Source organism: Nocardiopsis sp. NPDC055824 (genome assembly GCF_053616335.1).
On the sequence record NZ_JBSHDN010000002.1, the window covers coordinates 12,185 to 27,830 of the forward strand.

At 72.5% G+C, this 15,646-nt stretch carries 16 protein-coding genes; 7 read left to right on the forward strand and 9 right to left on the reverse strand.

Features of this window, described 5'->3' with window-relative positions; genetic code table 11:
* Positions 1-50: 50 nt before the first annotated feature.
* The gene (locus ACWGL3_RS00855) at positions 51-1,628 is read left to right on the forward strand and encodes an alpha/beta hydrolase (protein WP_267944821.1); all 1,578 of its coding nucleotides are present in this window, start codon (positions 51-53) and stop codon (positions 1,626-1,628) included.
* 48 nt (positions 1,629-1,676) lie between these two features.
* Here the strand turns inward: ACWGL3_RS00855 and ACWGL3_RS00860 are convergent, their stop codons facing one another.
* The gene (locus ACWGL3_RS00860; RefSeq protein WP_267944822.1) at positions 1,677-1,922 is read right to left on the reverse strand and encodes a hypothetical protein; all 246 of its coding nucleotides are present in this window, start codon (positions 1,920-1,922) and stop codon (positions 1,677-1,679) included.
* Between the two features lie 110 nt (positions 1,923-2,032).
* Here ACWGL3_RS00860 and ACWGL3_RS00865 point away from each other — a divergent pair, with 110 nt between their 5' ends.
* The gene (locus tag ACWGL3_RS00865; protein WP_267944823.1) at positions 2,033-2,629 is read left to right on the forward strand and encodes a TetR/AcrR family transcriptional regulator; all 597 of its coding nucleotides are present in this window, start codon (positions 2,033-2,035) and stop codon (positions 2,627-2,629) included.
* A gap of 419 nt (positions 2,630-3,048) precedes the next feature.
* Here ACWGL3_RS00865 and ACWGL3_RS00870 read toward each other — a convergent pair whose 3' ends face one another.
* Positions 3,049-3,771 carry an anti-sigma factor gene (locus ACWGL3_RS00870; protein ID WP_267944824.1) on the reverse strand — a complete coding sequence of 241 codons (723 nt, stop codon included), beginning with the start codon at positions 3,769-3,771 and terminating at the stop codon, positions 3,049-3,051.
* Positions 3,768-4,388 carry an ECF RNA polymerase sigma factor SigK gene (sigK, locus tag ACWGL3_RS00875; RefSeq protein WP_267944825.1) on the reverse strand — a complete coding sequence of 207 codons (621 nt, stop codon included), beginning with the start codon at positions 4,386-4,388 and terminating at the stop codon, positions 3,768-3,770. Before sigK ends, ACWGL3_RS00870 begins: the two co-directional genes overlap by 4 nt.
* 151 nt (positions 4,389-4,539) lie before the next feature.
* On the opposite strand from sigK, the gene ACWGL3_RS00880 reads away from it, so the two are divergent.
* Together ACWGL3_RS00880 and ACWGL3_RS00885 are read left to right on the forward strand one after the other, a co-directional pair.
* Positions 4,540-6,105, forward strand: a complete 1,566-nt coding sequence (locus tag ACWGL3_RS00880) for a molybdopterin-dependent oxidoreductase (RefSeq protein ID WP_267944826.1) — start codon at positions 4,540-4,542, stop codon at positions 6,103-6,105.
* Positions 6,106-6,179: 74 nt separating this feature from the next.
* Positions 6,180-6,485 carry a hypothetical protein gene (locus ACWGL3_RS00885; RefSeq protein ID WP_267944827.1) on the forward strand — a complete coding sequence of 102 codons (306 nt, stop codon included), beginning with the start codon at positions 6,180-6,182 and terminating at the stop codon, positions 6,483-6,485.
* A gap of 388 nt (positions 6,486-6,873) precedes the next feature.
* Here the strand turns inward: ACWGL3_RS00885 and ACWGL3_RS00890 are convergent, their stop codons facing one another.
* The 4 genes from ACWGL3_RS00890 to ACWGL3_RS00905 form a co-directional block, all read right to left on the reverse strand.
* On the reverse strand, positions 6,874-7,686 hold the full coding sequence (locus ACWGL3_RS00890) for a CPBP family intramembrane glutamic endopeptidase (RefSeq protein WP_267944828.1): 813 nt from the start codon (positions 7,684-7,686) through the stop codon (positions 6,874-6,876).
* A gap of 177 nt (positions 7,687-7,863) precedes the next feature.
* Positions 7,864-8,544 carry a response regulator gene (locus ACWGL3_RS00895; RefSeq protein WP_267944829.1) on the reverse strand — a complete coding sequence of 227 codons (681 nt, stop codon included), beginning with the start codon at positions 8,542-8,544 and terminating at the stop codon, positions 7,864-7,866.
* Entirely contained in the window at positions 8,541-9,716 is a 1,176-nt protein-coding gene (locus ACWGL3_RS00900) for a sensor histidine kinase (protein ID WP_267944830.1), read from the reverse strand. Before ACWGL3_RS00900 ends, ACWGL3_RS00895 begins: the two co-directional genes overlap by 4 nt.
* Positions 9,717-10,306: 590 nt before the next feature.
* Positions 10,307-11,287, reverse strand: a complete 981-nt coding sequence (locus ACWGL3_RS00905; protein WP_267944831.1) for an ArsR/SmtB family transcription factor — start codon at positions 11,285-11,287, stop codon at positions 10,307-10,309.
* A gap of 420 nt (positions 11,288-11,707) precedes the next feature.
* Between ACWGL3_RS00905 and ACWGL3_RS00910 the strand changes: the two genes are divergently transcribed.
* The 3 genes from ACWGL3_RS00910 to ACWGL3_RS00920 all read left to right on the forward strand — a co-directional run bounded on the left by ACWGL3_RS00910 (position 11,708) and on the right by ACWGL3_RS00920 (position 13,695).
* The gene (locus ACWGL3_RS00910; RefSeq protein WP_267944832.1) at positions 11,708-12,043 is read left to right on the forward strand and encodes a PadR family transcriptional regulator; all 336 of its coding nucleotides are present in this window, start codon (positions 11,708-11,710) and stop codon (positions 12,041-12,043) included.
* A 3-nt stretch (positions 12,044-12,046) separates the two neighbouring features.
* Positions 12,047-12,625 carry a hypothetical protein gene (locus ACWGL3_RS00915; protein ID WP_452460618.1) on the forward strand — a complete coding sequence of 193 codons (579 nt, stop codon included), beginning with the start codon at positions 12,047-12,049 and terminating at the stop codon, positions 12,623-12,625.
* Between the two features lie 425 nt (positions 12,626-13,050).
* Positions 13,051-13,695, forward strand: coding sequence for a hypothetical protein (locus tag ACWGL3_RS00920; protein ID WP_452460619.1), 645 nt, complete (start codon positions 13,051-13,053; stop codon positions 13,693-13,695).
* A gap of 674 nt (positions 13,696-14,369) precedes the next feature.
* Here ACWGL3_RS00920 and ACWGL3_RS00925 read toward each other — a convergent pair.
* Entirely contained in the window at positions 14,370-14,576 is a 207-nt protein-coding gene (locus ACWGL3_RS00925) for a hypothetical protein (protein WP_452460620.1), read from the reverse strand.
* A gap of 215 nt (positions 14,577-14,791) precedes the next feature.
* On the reverse strand, positions 14,792-15,529 hold the full coding sequence (locus ACWGL3_RS00930; RefSeq protein ID WP_452460621.1) for a helix-turn-helix domain-containing protein: 738 nt from the start codon (positions 15,527-15,529) through the stop codon (positions 14,792-14,794).
* Between the last annotated feature and the right edge of the window lie 117 nt (positions 15,530-15,646).

Below are 15,646 nucleotides of genomic sequence, written 5' to 3' on the forward strand. Positions count from 1 at the left end.
ACCGTCGCCGCGCCCTCGTACACGGTCGCGGCTCGGCACAGGAGAAACGCATGCGATCACATCCTCGGCTCCCCCATCGATCACGACACCTCGAGACCGCACTCGCCGCGGCCGCCACGGCTGTGCTCCTCCTGCTCGCCGGATGCACGCCCGCTCCTCCTCCACCGGGTTCCGGCACGGATGCCGATCTCGGCGCCTACCTCGGGCAAGAGCCCGACTGGGCCGGGTGCGAGGACACCGCGACAAGCGCGGCGGACGCCGAGCTGTTCGCGAACCCGGCGCTCGAGTGCGCCTCGGTCGAGGTGCCGCTCGACTACGACGAGCCGGAGGGCGAGAGGGCGCACATCGCGCTCATGCGCCTCCCCGCCACGGGCGAGACCGAGGGCTCGCTGCTGATCGACCCGGGCGGCCCCGGAGGCTCCGGCACCAACTTCGTGGCATCGACCCTGCCCCTGTGGCAGGCGGGCCCCGTCGCCGAGCGCTTCGACATCGTCGGCTTCGACCCGCGCGGGATCGGATCGTCGACCCCCGCTCTCGACTGCTACACCGACGAGGAGTACGACGCGGGCGACGTGCCGCGGTTCGGCGCGGTGTACGACATCACGAGCGCCGAACAGTCGGTCGAGCTCGCAGAGCGCTGCACCGACGGCTCCGGCGGCGTCGCGAACCTCGTCAACGCCGGGTCGACCAACGTCGTCCGCGACATGGACGTCATGCGGGAGGTGCTCGGCGACGAGAAGCTCACCTACCTCGGCTACAGCTACGGCTCCGAGCTCGGCGCCATGTACGCCGCGACCTACCCGGAGAAGGTCCGCGCGATCGTGCTCGACGGCGCCGTCGCGCCCGACCTGACGGCGAGCGGGTTCCGGGTCTCCTCGTTCGCCGGCCTGCAGGCACGGTTCGACGACCTCGCCGCACTCTGCGCCGAATCGCCCGACTGCGTCCTGGGTCCCGACCCCGCGACTGCGAACGATCGTCTGCACGAGATCGTCCAGCCGCTTGTCGAGACACCGGCGGCGACCGCCGACAGCCGGGAGGTGAGCGTCTGGGACGCCTACCTCGGGATCAGCGGTGGACTGTACTCCGAAGCGAAGTGGCCCGAGGTCATCTCCGCCCTGACCGCGCTCGAGGCGGGGAACGCCGACGGGATGCTCGCCCTGCGCGACGCGTTCTACGCCCGCACGGCGGACGGCGCCTACGGCACGGACTTCGACACGAACATCGCCGTGCGCTGCATGGACTCACCCCGTCTGACGCCGGAGGAACAGACTGCGCTCGCACGCGAGATCGGAGAGGTCGCGCCGATGTTCGACCTCGACGTGTTCACGGCGGGGAGCTACCACAGCGAGTGCGAGGCGTGGCCCGCGCCACCCACGCGTGACGAGCCCTGGCTCGCCGGTGTCGAAGGACTCCCGGAGACGCTCGTCGTGTCGGTCACCGGCGATCCGGTCACGCCGCACGAGGGCGGCATCGCGATGGCGCAGGCCCTCGGCGGAAGCCTGCTCACGGTGGACGGCAAGCAGCACGGCGCCTACCTCCTCGGCGGCAGCGAGTGCGTCGACGACGTGGTCGACGCGTATCTCCTCGACCTCGAATCCCCGCCCGCCGACGCCCGCTGCAGCCTGTGAACGGTCGCCGCCGGCGCAGCCGCCCCGGCCTGCGCCGGTGAACGGTGGTCAATCGTGTTGGACGGCGAAGCACGTGGCGAGCACGAACACGAACCCCAGCGAGCCGAGCAGGAACGGTGAGCCGTCCGGGAGTGCGACGCGCTCGCCGACCCACGCGAGGGGTCCCCAACCGACTCCCCAGAGGAGTTCGGTGACTCCCGTCCCGTACCCCTGGACGATCAGCAGGATGCCGGCGACCAGGGTGAGTCCGTAGATCCGGGCCTCTCCGAACATGAGGCGGAGTGCTGCTGACATGCCGAGCTCCTCTCTTGACAATGCAGTCGCATTGCAATGCATCTGCATTGTAACCTTGACGCGTGAGGCGTGGTCCAATGCGGTGCGTTGGACGGGAGACGGAGGAAGCGATGCCCAGACAGGTGGACCACCGGCAGAGGCGCGCCCAGATCGCGGAAGCGGTCTGCGCGCTCGTCTCCGCACGGGGCTTGGAGGGCGTCAGCCTGCGCGACGTGGCGGCCGAGGCAGGGATCTCGATGGGCCGCGTGCAGCACTACTTCCGCACGAAGGACGAGATGCTGCTGTTCGCGCTGGAATACGTGGGCGCCCGCGACGTCGCCGGAACCCGCGAGCGTTTGGCGCCGGCGACGTCGCCGTCTCCGCGGGATGTCGTCCGCACGGTTCTGTGCGGCCTGCTCGACGGAGACCCCCGCCAGGTGGAGGCGCAGCGGGTCGGGGTCGCCTTCCTGGCGCGGGCGCTGGTCGAGCCGCAGCTGGCCGCGTTCCTGCTCCAGGGCTACGCGGGGATCCAGGCCCTCCTGGAGCAGGCGCTGAGCGAGGGGGTCGACGCGGGAGCGGTCGCGGCCGGCACCGATCCCGAGACGGCGGCACTTGAGGCCTTCGCTCTGGTGGAGGGGTTGAGGGCGCAGACGCTTCTCGGCCATGTGGCCAGGGAGAGGGCACTGGCGGTCCTCGAAGCCCACCTGGACCGGCTCTTCGTCGGCTGACCGTCCGCGACGTCCCGGGAGGGCGAGGGTTCGGCCGCGACGACGGCGTTCTCAGCCCGGGGAGACGGAGCTCCGTCGTCGCGGGTAGGGGCCCGCGAGCCCTGTCCCTGATGGTCGCCGGTATGGACGGCGGAGGACCGTTGTCCTCAACCAAGGATTCCGGCAGGGCCGTGGTGCACGGTCTTGTGACCGGGGAGACGGACACCTGCACCGGGCTCTTCACCAATCCGGCCGACCCGGCCGTCCGGGATCCGCTCGCCTCCCACGGGCTCGCGCACGCTACGCCTGCGTCCCCGCCCGCGACCACTGCGGGGTCCACCTCGTCGGAGGCCTCCGCCGGGTGGGCCGACCAGTCGCAGACGTCATAGGACGGCGGATCCGGCCTCCGGGGTCATGGACCCGGCCGGACGGCCGTACCCTCACAGGTCGATGGAGAGCTCCTCACCGCTCGGCTCCGCCATGTCGCCCTCGGGCTCCAGGGAGATCCACAACTGGTCGGGGAACCCCATGTCACCGGCCACACCCGCGTACCGGCCCTCGCCCGAGGACTCCATGACCCCCGCGGGGCGGACACCGTCACCGTCCACCCACCACATGCGGTAGGCCATACCCTCCGGCGCGGCGGAGAGCCCTTCGACCACCAGGACCGCGGCGTCGCGGTCGTAGGAGGCGAAGACCGTGGCCCGGGCCTCGCCCAGCGACGCCGCGACCATGTTGGTGTCGGCCGCTGCCAGCAGCGTCTCCACCTCCGAGGTCCGGGCCTCCTGCTCGGCGAGCCGCTCGCTGACGGACGCCAGGGTCCCCGCCAGCACCATGGAGAACAGCGCGAGGGACGCGGCCAGCCCCCACGGCAGCCACCGCCCTACGCTCCGGGAACGGAGGGTCCGTTCCGCCGGACGGGACCGCGTCGGCGGCTTCTGACGTGTCACCCGGGCCTCGGCCAGGATCGACTCCCACACCTCCTCCCTCGGCTGCACCGTCTCCGCGCGCGCCAGGCGCACCGCTGTCTCACGGAATTCCGCGAGATCGCGCCGGCAGTCCTCGCACTCGGCGAGGTGCCGCTCCGCCGCCCGGACCTCCGCGGGCTCCAGGGCATCGACGGCGTAGCCCGCCGTCAGACCGTGTTCCCCCCGCCGTCTCACACCGTCACCCCCAGGCAGTCCCTCAGTTTGATCAACCCGTCGCGCAGCCGTCCCTTGACCGTGGTCAGCGGTACCCGCAGGAGGTCGGCCACCTGCCGCTGCGTGTACCCCGTGTAGTAGGTGAGGCGCACGGCCTCGCGCTGCGGCTCGGTCAGCTTCCGCAGACAGCGGCGCACCTTCTCCCGCTCCAGCCGGTGCTCCACCTGCTCGGGCACCGTGTCGTGCGGCGTGGCCGGCGGTTCCAGTCGGCCGACCGCGGTCAACCGGTCCGACGCCGCCTGCTCGGAGCGGACCCGGTCCACCGCCCGGCGGTGGGCGATGGTCAGCACCCATGCGCCCACGCTGCCCAGGGACGGGTCGTGGCGGGCACTGGTCCGCCAGACCTCCAGGAACACCTCCTGGCACACCTCCTCCGCCTGGGCCGTATCCACCAGCACACGTCTGGCCACGCCGAACACCGCCCCCGAGAGTTCCCGGTAGAGCGACTCGAACGCCGACAGGTCGCCGAGTGCGACCTCGTGCAGCAGAGCAGACAGGGCGTGCCTCCCGCCGGAGCACTCCTCGTCGTCGCGCCCTCCGTCCGACACCGTGTGGGCCCCCGATCCGGGAACGCGCATCCTCGCCCGCCTCACCTCGCCACCGACCTTCCCACCTCGTCACTCCGGGATTCGGTCCCGGGCGGCCCGAGGAGACCGCCGCTCCGCATTCGTCACCTCTTCGTTACCGAATGCGGAGTCGCCCTCGCCGGTCCGGCACCGAACCAAGGGCATGACCGACACACCACGACGCATCCCCACGGGCTCGGCCTCCCTGGCCGGACTCGTGTCCGCAGCGGTCGCCCTGGCCGCGGCCGAAGTCGTCGGAGCGGTTCTGTCACGCCCGACCGCCACGCCGGTCCAGGCCGTCGGCGCCGGTGTCATCGACCTGGTCCCCCTCCCCCTCAAGCAGTTCGCCGTCGACCTCTTCGGCACTGCGGACAAGGTGGCGCTGCTCACCGGCATCGGGGTCCTCCTCGCCTGCGCGGCGGCCCTGATCGGCGCGGCGGCGTCCCGGCGCCCCGTCCTCGGGGCGGCGGGCGCCGCACTGTTCGCCGGCGCCGGTCTGACCGCCGCACTCAGCCGTCCCGACGCCGTTCCGCTCGACGCCCTGCCCACCGCCGCGGGAACGGTCGTCTTCGCGGGCGTCCTCACCTGGTCGATCCGCACACTACGGGGCGGCCGAACCGCTCCGGGCGCCGCGGGCGGTCCCGACCGGCGTCGCTTCGTCCTCCTCGCCGGAGCGGCCACGGCCGCCGCGGCCGGAGTCGGCGCCGGCGCCCGCCTGCTGTCCGCCGGGATCTCCGGCGGCGGCCTCACCCCGGCCACCGTCCGTCTGCCGGCGCCCGCCGACAGGGCCGCGCCCCTGCCCGAGGGGGTGGACCTGGAAATCGACGGCCTCGCCCCGTACTTCACCCCCGGCAGCGACTTCTACCGCATCGACACCGCGCTCTCGGTCCCCCGCATCGACGCCTCCACCTGGTCCCTGCGGATCCACGGCCTCGGCGTGCGCTGGGAGCTCGTCCTCGCCTACGACGACCTCCTCCGCCACGCCGACCTGTGCGAAAGGGACATCACGCTCACCTGCGTGTCCAACCCGGTGGGCGGCGGCTATCTGGGCAACGCGCGCTGGCTCGGCGTCCCGCTCGCCTCCCTGCTCGCCGAGGCCGGGGTGCGCTCGCCCGACGAGGGCGGGCCCGCCGACCAACTGGTGTCCAGGTCCGAGGACGGCATGACCATCGGCACCCCGGTCGCCGACGTCACGGACGGGCGCGACGCCCTCCTGGCCGTGGGCATGAACGGACGCCCCCTGTCACACGAGCACGGCTTTCCCGTCCGCATGGTCGTCCCCGGCCTCTACGGCTACGTTTCGGCCTGCAAGTGGATCGTCGACGTCGAACTCACCACCTTCGCGTCCTTCGACGCCTACTGGGTCCCGCGGGGGTGGGCCGAGCGCGGCCCGATCAGGACCCAGTCGCGCGTGGACACCCCGCGCGACGGGGCGAGCCCGGAGCGGGGCCGGATCGCGGTCGCGGGAGTGGCCTGGGCACAGGGCACCGGCGTCGACCGGGTCGAGGTCAGCGTCGACGACGGGTCCTGGACCGAGGCCGAACTCGCCCCGGAGGGGAGCACCGACACCTGGCGCCAATGGGTCCTGGAGTGGGAAGCCGAACCCGGAGAGCACACGATCACCGTCCGCGCCACCGACCGGGCCGGGCGAGTACAGACCCCCGACCGGGCGGCCCCGGCGCCCGCCGGCGCCACCGGACACCACCGCATCACCGTGACGGTGGTCTGAGCCGCCCGTGAGGAACACCCGGCTCGGACCGCGAGCCGGGCGGGAAACGCACATGACGAGAAGGAGAAGACACCATGCCCACGACTTTTCACCGGAGCCGCACACTGCTGGCCGCCGGCGCGATCGCCGTCACCGCCGTCCTCGGTCTGGCCGCCTGCGAGAACACGGCAGGGGGAGAGGGGGACTCGGTGGACTCCGAGGAGATGACCGACGGTCCCGCGGACGAGGACATGTCGGAGGAGATGACCGATGACATGTCCGAGGAGATGACGGAGGAGTCCGGGGAGGACGACATGTCGGAGGACCCCATGGGCGACGACATGTCAGAGGATCCCATGGACGAGGGAATGGACGAGGAGCCCATGGACGACGAGGGCTGACACACGGAGGCCGCCCCCAGGAGGGGCGGCCTCCGCCTCCGCGGCCGGGCGGCGACGGGCGTTGTCGTGACGGGCGCGTGGACCCGGCCCCTGTGGAAGAACTCCGCGAGGACCTCGACGCGCTGTGCGCCGAGGTCCTCACCTCCGTCTCCCTCACGGAATCCCGTGCCTGGGGCTGCTGCTACCCGCGCGGACCCATGCGGAAGGGGCGGCGCGAGTCCGTCCGGCCCGTGGCACAGCGCCCCTCCCGGACGGCAGCACGCAGGCCCTTCAGCAGTTCGCGGACCGCCCCCCTGGGGCCACGTCCCCGTCCGACGCGGGATCGCGACCACCCCCGGGCCGACCGGGGACCCCTCGCCGTTCGGCGACGCAGCCGACGACCGGGAGCTCAGGCCCGGCGCGCGGGCCGGGGCACGATGTGGCCCCTGCGGTGGGCCACGCGCAGCAGGTACGCCGTGACCGCGCCGCAGAGCAGCACCGCGAAGACACTGCCCTCGGGGCCGAAGGCGCCCCCGCTGAGCGCGGTGGGCCCGCTCGTCTCCCCGGCGAACAGCCCGGCGAACGCGTCCTCGCTGCCGGAGACGGCGGTGCCGAAGACCCCGGCCTGCGCCGTGTTCCAGCCGAGGTGCAGACCGATCGGCAGCCACAGGGAGCGCGTGGCCACATAGGCGGCGCCGAGCATGAGACCGGCCTCCAGGGCGATGGCCAGCGCGCCCCACAGGGTCGCGTTCGGGTTCACCAGGTGCAGTCCGCCGAAGAGCACGGAGCTGACGGCGAGCGCTCCCCAGGTGCCGGAGACCTCCTCCACGACGCGGAAGAGCACCCCGCGGAACAGCAGCTCCTCCGCGACCGCGACCGCGCACATCAGTCCGCACACGGCGAGGAACGCCTCGAACGATCCCCAGCCGGTGATCCGGTAGCCCCCGAAGACGGCGATGACCGCGATGGTCGCGGTGAACACGCCGAGGCCGGCCGCCGTCCCCCATCCGAGTCCGCGGGCCGCCCCCTCGCGGGAGAGCTCCAGCGGCTCCCTCCCCTCGATCCGGCGGATCGCGAGCCGGTAGGCCCACAGGCCCAGGGCCGCCGCCGCGACGCCGACGGGCAGGGCCCACACCGTTGTGCCCACCGCGCTCGTCACACCGGGGATGAGCGCGGCCAGGACGCCGAACAGGAGCAGGAGGAGCAACAAGCGCGGAGCCACTTGCCGGAGCCTGCGGGGGGTGGACGCGGGTGCGGCGTCGTGGGACATGTCGGGACCACTTCCTGGAACGCGGAGCGCGGGGGGCGCTCCGACCGGTTCCCAGGCTAGAAAAGGAGCCCCCTCGGCCACATCGCCCGCGCGAGCGCGATTCGGTAGCTCGGAAGGGGGACCCGGCTCTCAGCCCTGCCGCACCAGCCCCGAGCGGTAGGCGAACACGACGGCCTGGACCCGGTCGCGCAACCGGAGTTTGGTGAGGATCCGCGACACGTGGGTCTTGACGGTCTCGTGCGCGATCGTCATCCGCTCGGCGATCTCCCCGTTGGACAGTCCCTCCGCCATGAGGAGCAGCACCTCGTGCTCGCGCCCGGTCAGCGGCTCGGTGTGCACCGGTGGAGGGGCGGGGTCGGCGGGTCGGATCCGCAGGGCGTACTCGCCGATGAGCCGCCGGGTCACCGCCGGCGCCAGCAGGGCCTCCCCCCGGGCGACCGTGCGCACGCCCGCGATCACCTCGTGCAGCGGGGCGTCCTTCAGCAGGAACCCGCTCGCTCCCGCCCGCAGTGCCTCGTAGACGTATTCGTCCAGGTTGAAGGTGGTCACCACCAGGACCCGCACCGGGTGGGGGTCCGGCGGCTCCGCCAGGCGTGCGGTCACCTCGATACCGCTCAGACCAGGCATGTGGATGTCCATCACCGCGACGTCGGGCCGCAGGTCCCGGATGACGCTCACCGCCTCGGCGCCGTCGCCGGCCTGCCCCACCACGACCATGTCCGGCTGGGCGTCGAGCACCGCGGCGTACCCGGCGCGCACCAGCTCGTCGTCCTCGCAGACCACGACACGGATGGGCGAACCACCGTTCACTTCTCCCCCCTGGGGATGTTGGCGTGCACCGTGAAGCCCCCGTCGTCGGAGGGACCCGCGCGCAGCTCCCCGCCGACGGCGCCGACCCTCTCCCGCAGGCCCGTCAGGCCGCGACCGCCGCCAGGATGGGGCCGAGGCGGTCCGGTCCCCTCGGCCGGAGGGGCGCCGCCCCCGGTGGTGATCCGCGCGCCCACCGCGTCGTCCCCGTGGTCGATGCGGACGACGACGTGCCTGTCGGGCGCGTGCTTGAGCGCGTTCGTGACGGACTCCTGGACGACGCGGTACAGGGCTTCCTCCTCCTGGGGGCGCATCGGCCGGGGCTCGCCGTCCTCGACCAGGTCCACGTTCTGCCCGGCCCTGCGGGAGCGCTCGACGAGGCCGGCGAGTTCGCCGAGGGAGGGAGCGGTCGGTTCCTCGCGCGCGTCCAGGACTCCGAGCAGGTGCCGGAGATCGTCCAGGGCGCGCCGCCCCGTCTCCCCGATGCTGGTCAGAGTGGTTCCCACCCGGTCGGACCGCCCCAGCAGGTAGCCCGCCGTGTCGGCCTGGACCACCATCGAGGTGACGTGGTGGGTGACGACGTCGTGCAGGTCGCGGGCGATACGGGCCCGTTCGGCGGCGGCGGCGTCCGCCTCCGCGCGGCGGCGGCGCTCCTCCGCGTCCAGGGCCCGGGCGCGGACCCACCCGCCGAGAGCGCAGCACGCGGCCAGGACGAGGCCGAAGGCGAAGTAGTCGGCCACGGTGGCGCGCGAGCCCGCGAGGTGCAGGAAGGAGCAGACGAGCGCGTAGGCGGCGACCGCCCCCGCGATCACCGGCACGGGGCGGCGCGGCGGGCGCGTGCCGGCGGTGTACAGGGCCACGATCAGCGCGAGGGAGGCGAAGGCGTTGGGGTAGCGCAGCAGTTGGAAGGCGGTGAACGCGGCGGCGACCACGACCAGGCAGGTGAGGGGGAACCGGCGCCGGAGGGCGAGGGGCGCGGCCTGGGCGGCGATGAGGGCCAGACCCAGGGTGTCCAGGGACCGGTCGTCCGGCAGTTCCACCAGATCGACCCCCTGGTGGGCGACCCCGGGGACGAAGGACAGGGCCACGAAGGCCGCTGGGAGCAGGGCGTCGGCCGCTCTCACTCTTCGCACGGGGCGGAGCACGCGCTCCTTCCACGCCGTTGTCTCGAACACCCGAGCAGACTATCCCGCGCCGCCGCGGGGTCGGACAAAACGCATTGCGCGGTGGTCGCGAACCGGAGCCGGGCGGGCGTCACGGTCGGCCGCCGCTTCGCGGGAGCGGTGTCCGCTGAAGTGCGGACCCGGTCGGACTTGGGCGGGGCGTAGTCAACATGGAACCAGAAGTCGACGCTGCCGCAGTTCTCGATTCAGAAAATCCCTCCGGCCTCGGTGAAGCCACATGCCGTGGAGACCAATGGAATGGACTGAGCATGAGCGGCGGAAGCAGCGAACGGGCCGATGGCCCTGAGGCCGACCAAGGCAGGGGTGAGTAGGGTCTTCATTCGCATGGGGGCTCCACTTTCACAGGAGGCATGGGTCCGTCTGCCGCTCTCGGAGCGGGCTCCGGCTGTTGTCAATATCCTCCGCTCGACGACTGTAGACCGGCAACAACCTTCGACCGTGCCCGAAATCCGCAGTTAGGAGGGATTCCCGGAGACGAGTCCTCCCCGCAGCGGGGCCCTCCACCCCACCGGTCGGGATCAAGGCGTCCGGGAAGCGGAGGTCTACGGCGGCACCGACACAGCGCGGAGCCAGACCACCGCTCAACCACCGCACAGACCACGCCCCAGGGGTGTGGCGGTGTGGTGCGCGGAGGAGCCGAGCCGGTGGGTGGCGACCAGGCCGTTCTCCCGCAGCACGCTCAGGTGCTGACTCGCGGTCGCCATGGAGACGCCGACGTGGCGGGCCACCTGGGTGGTGGAGTGTCCGTGACGGGCCACTGTGCACAGGACCTCGGCCCGGGTCCGGCCGAGGAGGTTTCCCAGCGCCTCGTCGCCACGGCGCCCCCGCACGCCTGAGATCCAGTCGGCCTCCACCGCGTCGTGGTCGACGGGGTAGACCAGGACGGGCGGCAGGGAGGGATCCCGGAGCAGAATGGGAGCGCGCCAACAGAAGAAGGACGGGATCAGGCGCAGTCCTCGCCCGTCCAGGTGCAGGTCCCGGTCGGTGAGCAGACTCCGCATCTCCAGCACGGGGGACTGCCAGTCCAGGGCCGGGCTCAGGCCGGAGAGCAGGGAGTCGACGCCTCCCTGGAGCAGCGTGCGGGCGCGCAGGGCCCGGTCGGCGTGGACATGCCGGCGGATGGAGTCCCAGTGGGGCGCCAGGGCGCGGTCGTGGTGGTCGCGCAAGGCGCCCGTGAGCCTGCGAAGGGCGCCCGTGCTCCCCCTCGCCAGGTCCGAGCTCCATCCGGGCAGCCTCCGGTCGCGTCCGAGGACCTCCAGGTCGCCGCGCAGTCGAGAGCGCGGTGTGCCCGCGAGGACGTCGATCCCCTCCTCCACGTGTCCGATGACCCCCGCGGGGGTGAGGAAGTCGGGAGAGTAACCGCGCGGGGGCACCAGGGGCAGCACGTCGCGCAGCGACTCGGAAGGGACCCCGCCAAGAGTGCGGCGCCAGGGTCCGAACACCCTGCGCCCGTCCCGGCTCTGGAGCATGTGAAGGCTGAGCAGCGTCTCCCACATGGGGTCGGGCTCCGCCGCCACCACGGTTCGCGCGAAGTCGGTGCTGGTGAAGTGGATTCTTACCATCGTTGCCATTCCCACCTGATGTGACGAGGCCTCTGTGCGCCGCGCATGAGGCGCGGCGGAGCGGGCGGAACTCGGGGAGGTGAACGGGTCGGGGAATCAGTACCGCGGCAGAGGAAAGGCGTCGGCGGGAGCGACGGTCGCGAACAGTCCGGTAGCCGTGAGGCCGACCAGGACGGGGGCGGGGAGGGTCTTCATGCGCAAGGGGAGCTCCGGTTCAGAGGAGGCGAGCGCGTGCGGACCGAGGTCTCTCGGTGACGCGCCGCACTCAACGTAGAGGACCCAGGGCCGATTTCGTAACCCTGTGTCCTATTACGGACGGGAATCGTCACAATGAGCAACAGACATCCCAGGGGCACCACGACCGCTTGCCAACACGTACCCCTGGACTTAATATGTCGTCTCCTGATATATATTCTCTGTATGAAGTTGAGTGAGCAGAGCTACCTCGTCCTCCTGGCCCTGACCGAGGGGCCCACCCACGGCTACGGGATCATCACCTCCGTGCGCCGGCTGTCCGAGGACAAGGTCAAGCTCGGCGCCGGCACCCTGTACGGGGCCCTGGACCGCTTGGGCGACCAGGGTCTGGTCGAGGCCGCGGGCGAGGAGGTCGTCAACGGGCGCAACCGCCGCTACTACCGGCTCACCGGCCAGGGACACGCGGTCCTGGCCGCCGAGACCGAGCGCATGGCCCGCCTCGCCGATCTCGCCCACCGCCTGCTCAACCCCGGCCCCCGCCCCCAGCCAGGAGGAGCCTGACCGATGGACGCCTACGAACAGCAGCTGCGCCGGGCACTGCGCTGGTACCCGCGCCACTACCGCGAGAGCCGCGGCGAGGAGATCGTGGCCACCGCACTGGAGCTGCGCGCCCCCGGCGCGACCACGGTGGACCGCGCCGAACTGCGGGGGCTGGCCCTGGCGGGGGTGCGCACACGCCTGCGCGAGAGGCCGCCGCTGTGGGCGTGGGCCGGTTACCGCCTCTTCGGCTCCCGGCTCCCCTACCGGTACCGGATGTGGGCCCGCGACGACGCGACCGGGCGCTGGTTCGCGGTGCGCCGCTTCGCCTGGGGCCTGGTCGCGCTCATGGCCGTGATGGCGGCGTGTGCTCCCCTGGCGGTGGGCGGAGCCCTCTACGCGGGGGTGGACCCCTGGGGCACGGAGTACACGATGGGGTTGGTTCCCAAGGCCGTGGAGACCGTGCTGGTGGTGGGCGCCCTGTGGTCGGCGTACTGGATCGCGGTGCAGTTCGTCGTCCGACCCGACCGGGGATCGGTGCTGGCCCGGCACGGCTTCGCCCCCGGCGCCGAGCCCCCGGCCGGGGATGCCGGGCACCACGGCTGACACCGCTCCGCCCGCAGGCCTGCCCCCCAGCTCAGCGGCGGTCGAAGGCTGCGTCGTTCCCTCCGCCCCCCCCGGAGCCGGATCGTGAGGAACAACCGGAGCGGGACCGTGCGCTCCGCGTCGCTTCCCCTCCACCCGCAGCCCCGGCCCTCGGCTCCCGGGAGTGTGGAAGAAGACGTCGAGCGCGTCTTCGAGGCGGACGACCACCTGTTCTCTCCCTGCGCGGTCCCGTCGCCCCGGCCGTGGTCGCCGCCGGCCGTCTCCACCGCGTCCGGCCGAGGAAGTGCGGCGTTGGGTCGGCACGGCAGACGGGGCGTGGCACGGGACTTTTCATGGCCGAATGCGGCCTTCGCCTCCCACCGGGCCGGGCGCGGCTGTAGCGTGGCCGCGCCCGGCCCCCGCTCCGGAAGGTGTTCATGACCGGCATGGCTCGAACGACGCGCCGCCGCGCGCTGATCGGTGTGGTGACCGCCGTGTCCGCACTGGTCGGCCTCGGCGCTTATCTGCTGTGGCCCGCGCCCACGCTCGACGCCACGGACTTCGACACGGTACTCCCGACCGAGCGGGACCTGCCGGGGTTCATCCCCTACGACGGGCTCACCGGCACCCTGTCGGTGTCGCCCGACAACGACGAGGGGCGTTCCGTACTGGCCGAAGCCGACCTGGACGAGCAGTGCCGGACGTGGCGGGAGGAAGGCGACGGCTGGGCGTGCCGGCAGGTGCGCGGTGTGGGCATGGTCGTGCTCGAACAGTCGGAGAACGTGTTCTTCCGCGTCCTGTCCTACGACGACGAGAAGGCTGCGGAGGCCGTGTGGAACGGGCTGACGGCAGACCAGCGCCGTACCTCCGGCAAACTCTCGGACTTCGAGAAGCGCCCGTCCGATCTGGGTGACGCGGGCGTGGTGTTCGAGGTCCCGGGCGTCACGGTCATGGCCGTCCGGACCGGGCCGGTGGTCGTCGAGTCCATCGTCTGGGCCGGAAGCGACCAGGTGGGCGAACAGGAGGAGCGGGACATGGTCGCGAGGTGGCCGGCCCTGCAGCTGGCGAAGATCGAGGAGCAGCTGGACTGACGGCGCTTCGCGCCCTCCGGTCAGGTCATCCGACGGGCGGGCCGCCCCGTCGGTGCCGTCGGACACCGCGCCCAGGGGTCGACGCCCGCCGCCCACCCGCCGTCGCTCACTCCGAGGTCGGGCAGGCCGATCCCACCTGTGTCGCAGCGTCCCCGCGGGGAACCACGACCTCCACCGTTCCCGGCGTCGCCGCCCTGGCCGGGCGCCCGGACGTGGACGCACCGGCAGGCGCCCGGCTCCGCACTCCATCCGGCCTCGCGCGGCGCGTCCGCGTAGCCGTCCGGCTCTGCCGTGAACCACGCCCCGTCCTCGCGAGCCGACCGGCCTGCCTCGACGTGGTACACGTACAGGAAGCCCCCCGCGCGGCTCCACGTAGAAGCCCTTCGGACCTCCCGCCTCGTGCGTGCCCCCACGAAGGCCACGGGCGTGTGCCCGGACTCCTGTGGCGCGGCCGCTGCCGCGAGCACGTCGGAAGGAGCCCCGGACCACGCCTTCGTCCCCTGCCCGAACCGCCATTCGGGGATCGCGGGTCCCGCGGGCGGGGCGGCCAGGCACTGCGCGCCGGGCCAGAGCCGCGTCCAGGCGGGCGCGGGAGTACGGGATGTCGCGCTGAATGCCGTACTCGTTCCCGGAACGGTGCGGCAACCGCGCGCGATCGCGCTCCTCCGGGTACGTCAGGTGCTCCCGCACCACGGCGAGGCCCGCCTGAGACGGAAGGCGTGGTCGGGGTCGGCGCTTCCGCACCGTGCGAAGAGCCCGGCGTCGATCAACCACTCCTGACGCCGCCGGTCGGGAGGGATGTCGCGGAGGTCGAGGATCCCGGCTACGGCGTCCAGCTCGTAGAGGGCGACGAATCGTGCCGGGGTGAGGCGGTCGGGCACGGGGAACCCAGTTCCGTCAGGGGGCTCGGTGCTGTGGACGGTCGGGCGCCGGAGTGCGACGGGGCCGCCGCTGCCGCTGCCATGGTGGCCGGCGCATCTGACTGTTCGGCGCACGGCCCGGCGCCGCTCCGGTCCCCTCCTCGCCGCGCTGCACAGCGGGCGACGGCCTCGTCCCGTCCGCCGACCGGTCGGCGGAAGACCGGCCCCGACCAGCACTAGAGGCTCGTGTCGGACGCCTCGAAGACGGCGTCGCCGTCGAGGTAGCGCCTCGGCGAGGTGCCGACGGTTCGGCGGAACGCCGCCAGGAACGCGCTCGGTGTCGCGTACCCCGTGGCGTGTGCGACCCGGGCCACGGATTGGCCTTCGGCCAGGAGCGGCAGGGCGGCGCGCAGCCGCACATGGGTGCGCCGGCTCACTCCGACGGCCCGTGCGTGGGCTTCGAGGCTCCGCCGGTCCGCGGGATCGGCGAGCAGCGCGTCGGCCACGGCGCGCACACGGCCGTCGACGGGGCGGGGCACGTCGATGGGCATCGTCGGCAGGGGGTGCAGAAGGTCCAGCACGACCGCCTCGGCCCGCAGCCGTACGTCGTCGGCGAGGTCCTGCCGACTGAGGTGTTCGATCAGGTGGGCCAGCAGTCCGTTGACGCCTACCGGTGTGGGCTCCGTCCAGTCCAGACCGCGCTGGTCCGGTTCGAGGTAGAGACAGCGCAGCACCGCGTCGCGGGTCGCACCGGTCCGGTGGACGACCCCCGCGGGCACCCACAGCGCCCGCGTGGGCGGCAGGACCCAGTAGGTGTCCTCGACGGCGATGCCGAGCACACCGTGTCGGGACCAGGCCAACTGGTGCTTCGTGTGGCTGTGCGGGGGTATCCACTGCCCCGACGACAGGGGGAAGCTCCCGACGACGATCGTCCCCACCCCGGGTGGAACGGCTCCCAAGTCGTCTTCGCTCATGCGCTCCAGGGTATGGCCTCAACTCGACACGATGTGGCCTCATAGCGGATTGTGGCCGACACGGCCCGTGCGTAGCTTCGTCGCATGCCGATCAATCATCCGCGCCGACGGCGCTCC